The organism is Arthrobacter sp. NPDC056493 (assembly GCF_042795115.1).
Lineage (GTDB): Bacteria > Actinomycetota > Actinomycetes > Actinomycetales > Micrococcaceae > Arthrobacter.
In genome coordinates this window covers 1-12,463 of the sequence record NZ_JBHTSL010000093.1, presented here as the reverse complement: position 1 = coordinate 12,463, position 12,463 = coordinate 1, and the positions used below count along the sequence as shown (strand labels likewise).

Below are 12,463 nucleotides of genomic sequence, written 5' to 3'. Positions count from 1 at the left end.
ACCGAAACCGGGGTCCTCACAGAGTTCTCCGCCCACGGTGTCCGCTCCCGGTTCGGACAAAAACGCGCGGACGTCAACCACCAGTGGATCGACCCAGTTGTCGCCGCCGGCCCCTGGGTACTGGCGGGCCTAGGGGCCGTAGCCGCATTCAGGGCCCTGCGAAAACACCGCACAGCCTGACAACAACTGCCGGGGTAGCGGACCAAGGGTGTCACCAGCATCGCGTGTCCCAACTGGCTGCCGACGTCCAGCACTTCATCCGCGACGGGCTGCCTATCGGCCTGATCTTCGCCGACCTGCCATCAGCTGTGTCCGACCTCCTCAACGAAGGGGTCGCCACCTTCCTGCGGCGCGCCGACAGGATCAACCTCCACGAAGCAGCGATCGTCGAAGTCACCGCATCCTACACAGAGCTCTTCAGCCAGGGAGGCATCGGCCTCTCCGCCAGCCTCATCAACGAAGCAGCTGAGGCACCGAAGAGTATCCCTTCCTGATTCAGCTCGTCGGCTACTACCTCTGGCTGGAAGCGAGCAAGGCAGGATGGGAACTGGACGAGAGCAGCGCTAAGCGTACGATCGCCGCCGCGCAAAGACGAAACACCTTGGTGGTCGTCGAGTCGGCACTGTCGGACATTTCCGACACAGACCGCGAGTTCCTCGACGCCATGGCCGCCAGGACGGCCCCTTCTGCGGCCGGTCAGATCGGCGCCATCCTCAAGGCCAAGCCAAACGTCGTGTCCAAGTACCGAAATAGGCTCATCGCCGCACGTCTGATCGAGTCTGCGGGCTACGGCACAGGTGACTTCGCAGTCCCCGGGGTCCGCCAATACCTCCGCGAGTTACTGGCGGAATCTCGATTATCGTTTGAATTGGAGGAGAGCCAAGGCGCCTGCCGGTTCTGGATCATGGCGAGTGCGCACAACCGACGCCGCTGCGGCCGGGCCCCTCGGGGGGTTCGTTCGAAATGTAGGCTGGGGCAGGTTTGCCGGGGTCGTTTTCCTTCGCCTGTCCGGCGAGCCGCAGCGTAGAGCGGCAATCCAACTTCGTGGCTCTGTAAGCTTAAGCAGGCAGTCAGGCTTCCCACATGGCTGGAGGGACAGACACAGGAGAGGGTCCGTGGCAGGAGCAGTGAGGCAAAAGGACGCCGAAGCAGGGCCGCCAGGATCATCTTCGCGCCGCAAGCCGAACATCAATGATGTTGCACGGATTGCGGGCGTCTCTTACGGTACGGTTTCGCGGGTGCTGAACAACGCCCCGGATGTCAATGCTGCGACCCGTGAGCGGGTGCTGCAGATTATCAAGGACATCGGGTACCGCCGCAACCGTGCGGCCACAACCCTCGTGACCAGCCGCTCGACGTCCATCGGCATCCTCACTGACGGTTCGCCGCGCTTCGGCCCGGTCGGGACGCTCATGGCCCTTGAGAACATTGCCCGGAAGAAGGGTTACTCCACTACTATCGCCACGGTCGAGGAGCCCTACGAGGAGTCCGTGCATAAGGCTCTGGATACCTTGGACGACATCGGCGTGGACGGAATCATTGTCATCGCACCGGTGGTTTCGATGGCCTCGGCCGTCTGGAGCGCCTCGGTTCGGGTCCCGGTCGAGATGATCGCCGCCGGGGCGTCATCGACACCCAATGTCTTCACGTATTCCGAGAACCAGGAACTGGGGGCGCGCATGGCGACGCAGCACCTCATCGACCTCGGCCACACCGACATCGCCCATTTGGCGGGCTCCATGGACTGGTTTGACGGCCGGGTGCGCAAGCGCGGCTGGGAGGCCGCACTGCGGGATGCCGGCCTGCGCCCTGGGCTGTGCCTTGAGGGCGACTGGAGCCCCAAGTGGGCCTACGAGACAGGATTGCGACTCGTTGACGACGGCAAGCTCCCCCAGGCTATAGTCGCGGCCAGTGACCACACTGCCCTCGGGGTGATCCGGGCCTTCGCCGAGAAGGGTGTGCGCGTGCCCGAGGACGTCAGTATCGTCGGATTCGACGACATCGAAGGCTCGGACTACTTCCTGCCTCCGTTGACGACCGTGCGACAGGATTTCACCACGCTGGCGGATGCCAGCATCGAAGTTCTCTTGGGCGCCATCGAAGGCCGCGAGGTTGACCGCACGCCCGGCCCTCCGACCCTCGTCGTCCGTATGAGCTCTGCGCCTGCCGCCAGTCCGGGCCGATAGCTCCAGCAAATTCCTTACCAACTTCTCCCAATGTGACTCTTGACACAAGCACCGTGAACGTTCACGATAGTATTCGTAAACGTTCACGGAAGTGACTCGACGAGGAGGTAAGGAGCGCATGGTGGTTCACAACATCCAGCAGGTCCTCGCGCTCCGCACCGACCTCGAGCCCAACAACATCGGCGACGCCCAGTGGACGCACGTCGAAGAACTGCTTGCGGAGACTGGATGCACAGGCGAAGACGTCGCACTCGGCATCCGGATCTTCGTACCCCACTGCTCCTCGGCGGTCGTCGGCGTCTTCGAGGCCGGCGTCCTTTGGGCAAGCCTGGTTGTCGCTGTCGACTCCGCAGGTATGCCTGTGTCAGTGACAACCGTGGACGGCGCCGCCGTTGAGCTGCGGGGGGACATGGCCACGGTGGCGGGCGCTGCCGTGGAGTGGGTCCATGCCCACTACGGGCCGTGCTCCCTGGGCCTCTTCCTGGACAAACCCCATGCGGAGGCGGTCCTGAATGCCTCCGACAAGGCTGCCGCAATCCGAACGGCATCGGCCGCCGGCAGGCTCGTCCTGTCGCCGCTGCCACCGGCTCTGGCGACCGCCCTCGCCTGAGCCGCACCACCCCAAAAACTCCAATACCCCCACACCGTGAAATGCCATGCCCAAAACGGGCACCATCGGGGTCACCGTCGACCAACTGAAGGGAAAACGAGAATGAGAAGGTCAGCAACAGCCGGGGCCCTTGCCCTCGCAACGATCGCTGCATTATTTACAGGCTGCGCCTCGGACACCGGGGCAGCAACCGGTGGCACCGAAAACCCACTCGCGCAGGTAAAGGCCGCAGACCTCGTGCCCAAGAACATCGTCGGACTCGGCCCGAACGGTGTAAAGTCCGGGACCCTCGATGACGTCAAGCTGACCGAGGCGGAAGTCAACCAGGCCAAGCAGCGGAAGTTCCGGGTCGGCATCGTCATGCAGACCATGAACATCGAGTGGTCCACCGAACAGGTCCGGGCCATCACCGATCGGTTGAAGACGTACGACGCCGAGGTCGTGGGAGTGGCCGATCCCAACTTCGACGTCCAAAAGCAGGTGTCCAGCATCGAGAACATGATCCAGCTGAAACCGGACGCGATCATCAGCATCCCGGTGGATGACACCGCGACGGCAGAGGCCTACCGCAAGATCGGGGCTGCCGGCATCAAACTCATCATGATGGACAACGTGCCCTCGGGACTGAAATACCCCAAGGACTACCAGGGCATGGTCTCGTCCGACAACCAGGGCAACGGCGCCGTCAGCGCCGAGGCACTGGCCAAGTACATCCCGCAAGGCGGGACCGTCGGCGTGCTCGACTTCGGCGTCGATTTTTTCGTGACGAAGGAACGCATGAAGGGCTTCGTCGGCTGGATGAAGGCGAACCGCCCCGACATCAAGATCAAGGTCGCCGAATTCCTGGATCCGGCCAACTCAGGCAAGGACGCCGGGAATTTCCTCACGGCGAACCCGGACGTCCAGGGAATGTTCACTGAATGGGAAGTCCCGGCTGTGGGCATCGACCAGGCGCTGCGGGCCCAGGGCAAGACCATACCGATCACGGCGGTCAACATCGCCTCTGATGTGGCAGCCGACCTCGCTACCGGCGGGAACATCAAGGCTCTGGGCGCCCAGGTCCCCTACGACCAGGGACTCGCCGAGGCTGACATGGCCATCAAGGTGCTCCTGGGCGGCACCGCTCCCAATTGGCTCGCTTTCCCGGCAGTGCCGGTTCTTCAGAACAACGTCCTCCAGGCGTGGAAGCAGGTCTATCACCAGGATCCGCCCAGCCAGCTCGCGGATGCCTGCAAGTCAACCGACGGCTGCAAATAATGCCAACCACCAATCCCGCAATATCAACAACAAACAGGAGCTTTAGATCATGGAAATCATTCAGGACCACAACGGAGTGCCTGCCAGGCACGGACGCGCGTTCGTCAACGGAGTCAGGCTCCATTACTCCATCGCCGGCGAAGGCGAGCCGCTGTTCCTGCTTCACGGTGTGCCGAAGACGTCCTACCACTGGCGCCGGGTCATCCCCCTGCTGACCCCGTACTTCACGGTCATCGCACCGGATCTCCGGGGGCTGGGCGACTCCGAGCACCCGCAGGGCGGCTTCGACATGAAAAACATGGCCGAAGACATCGCGCAGCTTGCCACGCACCTCGGCTACGAGAGCTTCTACCTCGTCGGCGAAGACTGGGGCGCCTCGACCGCGTACCAGGTCGCCGCCCAGTACCCGGAACGGGTGAAGAAACTCGTCTACCAGGAGATGATCCTCCCCGGCTTCGGGCTCGAAGACTACTCCTTCCTGACCAAGGAGAACGTCAGCACCTACGTCTGGCTCTGGCACATCAACTTCTACAACGTGCCGGACTTCCCGGAGCTGCTGATCACCGGCAAGGAACGGGAATATTTCAATTACTTCATCAAGCACGAAACTCACAACCCCCAGGCCATCACCCCCGATGCTCTGGACGAGTACGTCCGCTGCTACTCCTCTCCAGGAGGCCTGCGGAGCATGTTCGCCATCTACCGGGCCACACTCGAGGACGCCGAGCAGAACCGCGAGGCCGCAAAGACCAAACTGACCATGCCCGTCCTGGCCGTTGGCAGCGAGCACTTCATCGGAGCTGACAACGAGCGCCAGATGCGCGAAGTTGCTGAGGACGTCCGTGGCGTGATCCTGCCCTGGGGCCACCAGCTGGCAGAAGAAGACCCGGAGGCTCTTGCCGAGGCTTACCTGCAGTTTTTCAAGGAATAACAGCAACACCCGCGCGGGGCGGCTGCCCCGCTGTCCCGCGCGGCCTCGGAAGTTCAAAGACGGGGACGCCGCGCTACCGGCGACCCCCGTTCCCTCCATCACATTTCATTCCCCTCAGGTTGAAGTCCGCCCCCGGCTTCCCTGGCCACCAGAAGGACCACTCTTATGACACGCAGAAAGACGCTCTCCGTCGCGGCCGGGCTGCTCACCGCGATCGCCATTTCGCTGTCCGGATGCTCCAGCGATGCTGGCGGCGGAACATCCCCGGACACCGCCGCCGTCAACGCCGCAGCCATCTCACCCGCCGGAATCGTCGGTCAGGGCAAGAACGGCGAGAAGCCCGCACTTGCGGACGCACTCAAACTCAGTGACGAAGACAAGAAGAAGGTGGCCGAGGGCAAATTTACCGTCGGCATCTCGATGAACACCATGGACATCGATTGGTCCCGCCTGACGATCGAAGGCATTCAAAAAACCTTGGGCGACCTCGGCGTTAAGGTCATCGGAGTCACGGACGCAAAGTTCAAAGTCCAGCAGCAGATTGCCGACCTCGAGAACCTGATCACCAAAAAGCCGGACCTGATCATCAGCATCCCCACTGACGATGTAGCCACCGCCCAGACCTATAAAAAGGTCGCGGACGCCGGCATCAAACTCGTCTTCATCCACATGCCTGCCTCCGGGCTCTCTTACCCCTCGGATTATCAGGCGGTGATCGCCCCGGACAACCAGGGCAACGGCCAGATTGCCGCAGCCGCCCTCTCGGAGTTCATCCCCAAGGACGGTACAGCCGGCATCGTGGACTTCGCTGTCGACTTCTACACCACGAACCAGCGCACCCTGCGGGTTAAGGAATGGTTCAAGGAGAACCGCCCGGACGTGAAGATCAAAGAAGTCGGCTTCACGGACACCAACGCCGTCGGACCCGCCGCGGCCAACTTCATGACTGCAAACCCTGACGTCAAAGGGCTCTTTGTCATCTGGGATTCACCAGCCATGCAGTCCGTCGCCGCCCTCCGCAACGCCGGAATCAGCGTTCCGATCACGACGATCGACCTCGGCACTGAAGACGCCGTTGAGATGGCCAGCGGCGGCTACATCAAGGCCATTGGTGCACAGGAGCCCTACAACCAGGGAGTCGCCGAGGGTATGGCTGCCGCACACGCCCTGATCGGCAACAAGGTACCGGCGTGGGTTGCCCTTCCGGCCGTCGCCGTCACGCCGGGGAACCTCCTGGAGAAATACGAGGCGATCTTCCATTCCAAGCCGCCCCGGGAAGTCCTGGACGCATGCAAAACCTCCGGACTCTGCGGAGGCCAGTGACATGGCCACTAACAAGCAAACAGCCACGGAAGTGGGCGAAGCCGGGCAGGTCTACGGCAGGCCAATACTCCAGGCCCGTGGTGTCAGCAAGGCTTTCAGCGGGGTCTATGCCCTGAAAGACGTCGATTTCGATCTGCGTCCCGGTGAGGTTCATGCACTGCTGGGCCCCAACGGCGCCGGCAAGTCCACGTTGATCAAGATTCTCGACGGCGTCCAGCCGCAGGACGAGGGAAGTGTCGAAATCGACGGGCGCGAACGCGTCCAGTCGGACATCGCGACGGTCTTCCAGGAGCTCAGCCTCGTCCCGTCACTCTCGGTGGCCCAGAACATCTTCCTCGGCAACGAGCTCCGAAACGCCTTCGGGATCGTGCAGAAGAAGAAGATGAACACCGTGGCCCGGGAACTCGTCGACTCTCTGGGGCTGCACCTGCCGCCTCAGGAATTGGTCGAGAACCTCTCGGTCGCCTCCCGTCAGCTTGTCGAGATCGCCAAGGCCATCCACCGGAACGCCCGGGTCCTGGTGCTGGACGAGCCGACTTCGACCCTGACCAAGGCGGATCAGCTGCTGCTGTTCAAGAGCATCCGAGACATCCAGAAGTCAGGCGTGGGCATCATCTACGTCACCCACCGCCTCACCGAGGTCTTCGAACTGGCCGACCGGGTGACGGTCATCCGCGACGGCAGGAAGGTGCTGACCGCCGACGTAGCCGATATGGAGATGAACTCGCTGGTCCGCGAGATCACAGGCGTGGAACCCCAGGAGCCCGGGCCGCCGAAGGAAGCATTCGACAGGTTCGCCCACCCCGAACAGCTGGCCAGCTCCTCCAGCGGACCGAAACTGCAGGTATCCAGGCTGGCCGGGGACCGGTTCTCAGACATCAGCTTCAGGGCTGAGGCCGGGCGGATCGTCGGCATTGCCGGGCTGATCGGCACCGGCCGCACCGAGCTGCTGGAAACGATCGGCGGCATGCGTCGCAGCACCGCCGGGGAAATCATGCTCAATGGCAGGACAGTCCGCTTCAAGCACCCGTGGGAAGCACTCAGCGCGGGAGTCGCGCTCGTCCCCGAGGACCGGCACCGCTCGGGGCTCGTGCTGCAGCACTCGATCCAGCGAAACCTCACCCTGGCCCACTACAAGTCACTGCACAAGGGCGGCCTCGTCGACAACCGGGCAGCACGGTCACTGATCAAGGGCCTTGTGGAGACACTGCAGGTGAAAACGAACTCGGTCGACAGCCCCGTGCAGACACTGTCCGGCGGCAACCAACAGAAGGTCGTCTTCGCCAAATGGCTCCAGCCGGGCATGCACCTCCTGCTCCTGGATGAACCGACCCAGGGCGTCGACGTCCGCGCACGGCAGGAAATCTACCGGGTCATCCACCGGTTCGCGGAAGAGGGTGCGGCAATCATCGTCGCCTCTTCCGACTTCGTCGAACTCCAGGAGCTATGCGACGAAATCTACTTCATGACCTCCACGTCCATGAGCGAGCCGGAAAAGGTCACACCGGACATGACAGATCAGTACATCTATTCAAGACTCAACGAAAGGGTTCGTGAGAGCCATGAGCGCGATCACCAATAGCTTCAGCCTGACCCGGCCGCGATGGGGCAGCCGGTCCCCAATGGACTTCGTTCGCGAATACTTCGTTTACATTGCGCTCGTGGGACTGATGCTCTTCTTCTCCATTGCCTCGCCTGTCTTCTTCAGCGTGCAGAACTTCGCCAACGTGGGCCGGCAGACAGCGATCGTGTCCATCATCGCCGTCGGAGTCACACTCGTCATCGTCAACGCCCAGATCGACCTCTCCGTCGGCAGCGTCTTCGCACTCTCCGGAATGGCCTCGGCTCTGGCACTCCAACATCTCTCCAACTTCTGGGTGCTCGGCGCTCTGGCGGCCATCGCCGTCGGCGTCGCCTTTGGATTCGTCAACGGCCTGCTGACCGTGAAGCTCGGGATACCAAGCTTCCTGGTCACCCTGGGCATGCTCGGCGTCGCCCGCGGTATCGCCTTGCTCATCACGGACACGCGCCCGGTGCTCATCGCCAACCGGCCTTACTTCAGCATCTTCGGCGACAGCAGCATCCTTGGCGTTCCCATCGCCGTCGTCTGGACCATCGTGATTGTTGCCCTCGGCTTCGTGCTCCTGCACAAGAGCGTCTTCGGGCTCCGGGTCTTCGCCACGGGCGGCAATCCCCAGGCGGCCCGCTTCACTGGCGTCAAGACCCACCGCACGGTGATTCTGTCCTTCGTCATCACCGGAGCCCTCGTCGGCGTGGCCTCGCTCCTGTTCACCGGCATCGCCCATGCGGCCCGCCCGGACGTCGGCGTCGGCCTCGAACTGGACGTCATCGCAGCCGTCATCCTCGGCGGCGTCAGCCTCTTCGGCGGCAAAGGAACTGTCATCGGAGCCCTTGCAGGATCCCTGATCATCGGCATGATGAACAATGGGCTGGTCCTCATGGGCGTCGACTCCTCCGTGCAGCAGATCATCAAGGGCGCCATCATCATCGCCGCCGTGTCCCTCAGCAAGAAGTAGCAGAACCCGCAAAGGAGCGATTGAAAATGTCAGCAACTGAAACACCAGAAAATGGATTCTTCCAGGTGGCCCGCAACAGCGACGGAGCATGGAGCTTCGTGGACCCGGAGGGCAAACCGTTCCTCTCCCTGGCCCTGAACCACATCGACGACACCGACCTGCGCTACCCGCATAACATGGAGATCTTCGAGCGCAAGTACGGCTCGCGGGAGGCCTGGACGAAGGGCGTGGTCCGCGACCTCCAGGATCTGAACTTCAACACGATCGGCTGGACGTCGCAGTACATCAGCGGCGGCTGGGGCGAGGCCCTGGACTGGTTTGGGGACCCTGTGGACCTTGGCCACTCCCTCCCCTGGCCCGACCAGCACCTGCTGGACGCCGGCATGCCCTACGTCGTGCAGATCCGCGTGCAGGAGATCGAGGACTGGAACGGCCACCCCGCCTTCCGGGACGTCTTCGGGGAGGACTTCCAGAAGTACGCGGACTGGATCGCCCGACGGATGGTCTCCGACCACAAGAACAGCCGGAACCTGATCGGCTACTTCCTCGTGGACATCCCCGCCTGGCTGCCCCACGCCGCGGGCAGGTTCTGGCCCGGATTCGACGGACTCAACCAGGAAGAGCACGACAAGAAGCTCTTCGAGGTCGCAACCCAGTACTACAAAACCATCACCGAGGCCATCCGCCGCTACGACCCCAACCACCTGATCCTCGGTGACCGCTACAACGGCAATAAAGGCATCCCGGAAGCGGCCCTGCGCGCGATGGTCCCCTTCGTGGACGTCCTCTCCGTCCAGTACTTCACCGGCAAGTCCGAGGCGGAATACAAGACCATGATCGAAGACCTCCGGGGCTGGCACGAACTGACCGGCAAGCCTGTGGTCATCGCAGACATCGGCAACTGGGTACCCACAGACATGAACCCCCACCGAACAAGCGACATGAACACTCACGCCGAGCGCGGCGCGGACTACGCGAACGGGCTCGCCAAGGTGATGGCCGAGCCCTGGATCATCGGCTGGCACTGGTGCGGCTACATCGAGAACCTCGGCCGCGGCTGGGGCATCAAGGACCCGGAGGACGAGTTTTACACAGACATGACCGACCGGATCCGCGAAGCCAACGCCCAGGCACAGGCCACAGCACAGCAACGGAAATGACAGCCCACCCCTCCTAATCACAGGCTCCGTCAGCCACCTCCCGCTACTCTGGCGGCGGCCCGGCCTGCCGGCGCTTGACACTACTGCACGGGCGGCTCAGCCCCGCCGCAACTCCCGGAACTACCGTTGAAAGCAATCGTAAACGTTCACGGAGAGCAGATTCAGCTCAGATGCCAGACTGTGCCTCCTCTGCCAGCAAGGACCGGCCCTGCTGATCGCAACGGCCTGCTCCTGGGCCGCCCGGACAGCAGGGCATCGTCCTTGCCGTCGCCTTTGGCCCGCATTCGTGGCCCCCTAGCAACCCCATCCCTCCTTTGAAAGGCAGAACCATGAAACTCGGATACTGCACCATCACCTGGGGCGGCGTCGTCGGCCATCCGGTCGGCGTGACCAGCGTCAAGGACCTCTTCTATCTGACGCACGGGTCAATGGACACCGCCGTCAAAGACATCGCCGCGGCGGGCTACCAGGGCGTGGAAATGTTCGACGGCAACCTCGCCCGCTATGAGGACAATCCGGAGCAGCTCCGCGGCATTCTGGAAGAAGCCGGTGTCTCACTCGTCAGCGTCTACACCGGCGCAAACTTTATCTACGCGGACATCCTGCCCGACGAGCTGCACCGCATCCAGCGTGCGGCCGAGCTCGCCGCGACCTTTGGGGCCGAACGCCTCGTCGTTGGAGGTGGCGCACGGCGCGCCGCCGGCACGACGGAAGAAGACTACCGGCGCCTCGGCGAGGCACTGGACCGGGTCACCGACATCGCCGAGGCCGCAGGGCTGACCGCCAGCTACCACCCGCACCTGACCACCATCGTCGAGAGCCCTGACGAGCTGGAGCGCCTCATGCCCCTCACCCGGATCGGCTTCTGCCCGGACACGGCTCACCTCGCCGCCGGCGGGGCGGACCCGGCCGCCATAATCCGCAAGTACCCCGAGCGGATCCGCCACGTCCACCTCAAGGATCTGCGAAAGGACCCCTTCTCCTTCCTGCCCCTCGGGCAGGGTGAGCTGGACTTCCCGGACATCGTCCAGGCCATCAAGGAGAGCGGCTACGACAGCTGGCTCATGGTCGAGCTCGATGAGTACGGCGGCAACCCACGGGAGGCGGCTGAGATCAGCCGCCGATACCTCCAAGAACTCCTCCCCTAGCCCCCAATGCTTCTCAGGAAAGGAACATGATCGTGAAGAACCTCAACGTCGGCCTCATCGGAGGCGGCTTCATGGGCAAGGCCCACTCCCTGGCCTACTCGGCCATGCCCATGTTTTTCTGGCCCGCCCCGGCCCTCCCCGTCCGGCACACCATCGCCGAAGCCAACGACGCACTGGCCGCAGAGGCCGCCCGCCGCTTCGGCTTTGAAAACTCCACCGCCGACTGGCGCCGGATCGTCGATGACCCGGCGATCGATGTCGTCGACATTGCCACCCCCAACCACCTGCATGCCGAGATCGCCATCGCCGCAGCCCAGGCCGGCAAGCACATCATCTGCGAAAAGCCCCTCGCCCGCACCGTTGAGGAGTCCAAGGCCATGTACGACGCGGTCAAGGACGCCGGAATCGTGCATATGGTGGCCTTTAACTACCGCCGGACCCCCGCCGTCGCCCTGGCCAAGAAGTACATCGAGGAAGGTGCCATCGGGCGAATCCTGAACTTCCGCGGCACCTACCTCCAGGATTGGTCCGCGGACCCCAATTCCCCTCTGTCCTGGCGCTTCCAGAAAAACATCGCCGGGTCCGGAGCCCTCGGCGACATCGCCACCCACGTCGTTGACATGGCCCGCTACCTTGCAGGCGAGTTCGCCTCGGTGAACTCGGTCCTCTCAACGTGGATCCCGGAACGTCCGCTGCAGACCGGGGGCGCCGACGCGCTCGGGAACGTCCGCGGCGGCGAAGGACCCCGTGGCGAGGTTGACGTCGACGACGAGGTCATGACGATGGTCCGCTTCACCAACGGCGCCGTCGGCTCCATCGAGGCCACCCGCAACGCCTACGGCCGCAATAACTTCATCACCTTCGAGATCCACGGCACCGAAGGCAGCATCGCATTCAACTATGAGCGCCGCGACGAGCTGCAGGTCTGCTTCGCCTCCGACCAGAACGACCGGCGCGGTTTCCGGACCGTCTACACCGGCCCAGCCCATCCCTACGGGGACGGGCTCTGGCCGATCCCCGCCCTGGGCATCGGCTATGGCGAAACGAAGATCATCGAGGCGCATGACTTCTTCAAAGCCATCGCAGAAGGCGGCAGCGTGAGCCCGAACTTCGCCGACGGCTACCAGACCGCTCTCATCGATGACGCCATCATCACCTCAGCCGACAAGGGCGCCTGGGTGGACGTACCATCGGTCGGCGAACTATCCACGACCGCAAAGTAGCTATTCAGGAGCGTGGGGGGGGGGGGGGGGGCCCCCCCCCCCCCCCCCCCCCCCCCCCCCCCCCCCCCCGCCCCCCCCCCCCCCACCC

General features: G+C 63.4%; 11 protein-coding genes and 1 pseudogene. All 12 read left to right on the top strand.

Annotation, left to right across the window (positions count from 1 at the left end; translation table 11 throughout):
- Nucleotides 1-180 (top strand): annotated as a pseudogene (locus ACFQ50_RS23580) (hypothetical protein); the annotation flags it as partial.
- 44 nt (nucleotides 181-224) lie between these two features.
- Nucleotides 225-494 carry a hypothetical protein gene (locus tag ACFQ50_RS23575; protein WP_377998033.1) on the top strand — a complete coding sequence of 90 codons (270 nt, stop codon included), beginning with the start codon at nucleotides 225-227 and terminating at the stop codon, nucleotides 492-494.
- A gap of 621 nt (nucleotides 495-1,115) precedes the next feature.
- Nucleotides 1,116-2,186 (top strand): LacI family DNA-binding transcriptional regulator, encoded by a 1,071-nt coding sequence (locus ACFQ50_RS23570; protein ID WP_377998032.1) that lies wholly within the window; start codon nucleotides 1,116-1,118, stop codon nucleotides 2,184-2,186.
- A gap of 118 nt (nucleotides 2,187-2,304) precedes the next feature.
- Nucleotides 2,305-2,796, top strand: coding sequence for a hypothetical protein (locus tag ACFQ50_RS23565; protein WP_377998031.1), 492 nt, complete (start codon nucleotides 2,305-2,307; stop codon nucleotides 2,794-2,796).
- 102 nt (nucleotides 2,797-2,898) lie between these two features.
- Nucleotides 2,899-4,053 (top strand): substrate-binding domain-containing protein, encoded by a 1,155-nt coding sequence (locus ACFQ50_RS23560; protein ID WP_377998030.1) that lies wholly within the window; start codon nucleotides 2,899-2,901, stop codon nucleotides 4,051-4,053.
- Between the two features lie 49 nt (nucleotides 4,054-4,102).
- On the top strand, nucleotides 4,103-4,984 hold the full coding sequence (locus tag ACFQ50_RS23555; protein WP_377998029.1) for an alpha/beta fold hydrolase: 882 nt from the start codon (nucleotides 4,103-4,105) through the stop codon (nucleotides 4,982-4,984).
- A 165-nt stretch (nucleotides 4,985-5,149) separates the two neighbouring features.
- Nucleotides 5,150-6,307 (top strand): substrate-binding domain-containing protein, encoded by a 1,158-nt coding sequence (locus ACFQ50_RS23550; protein ID WP_377998028.1) that lies wholly within the window; start codon nucleotides 5,150-5,152, stop codon nucleotides 6,305-6,307.
- Nucleotide 6,308: 1 nt separating this feature from the next.
- Nucleotides 6,309-7,889: a sugar ABC transporter ATP-binding protein gene (locus tag ACFQ50_RS23545; protein WP_377998027.1), complete on the top strand. Its 1,581-nt coding sequence runs from the start codon at nucleotides 6,309-6,311 to the stop codon at nucleotides 7,887-7,889.
- Nucleotides 7,870-8,844 (top strand): ABC transporter permease, encoded by a 975-nt coding sequence (locus tag ACFQ50_RS23540; RefSeq protein WP_377998026.1) that lies wholly within the window; start codon nucleotides 7,870-7,872, stop codon nucleotides 8,842-8,844. Before ACFQ50_RS23545 ends, ACFQ50_RS23540 begins: the two co-directional genes overlap by 20 nt.
- A gap of 26 nt (nucleotides 8,845-8,870) precedes the next feature.
- Entirely contained in the window at nucleotides 8,871-10,004 is a 1,134-nt protein-coding gene (locus ACFQ50_RS23535; RefSeq protein WP_377998025.1) for an agarase, read from the top strand.
- Between the two features lie 329 nt (nucleotides 10,005-10,333).
- Nucleotides 10,334-11,152, top strand: coding sequence for a sugar phosphate isomerase/epimerase family protein (locus ACFQ50_RS23530; protein WP_377998024.1), 819 nt, complete (start codon nucleotides 10,334-10,336; stop codon nucleotides 11,150-11,152).
- A gap of 32 nt (nucleotides 11,153-11,184) precedes the next feature.
- Complete coding sequence (locus ACFQ50_RS23525; protein ID WP_377998023.1) at nucleotides 11,185-12,375, top strand: Gfo/Idh/MocA family protein; 1,191 nt, start codon at nucleotides 11,185-11,187, stop codon at nucleotides 12,373-12,375.
- The last annotated feature ends 88 nt before the right edge of the window (nucleotides 12,376-12,463 follow it).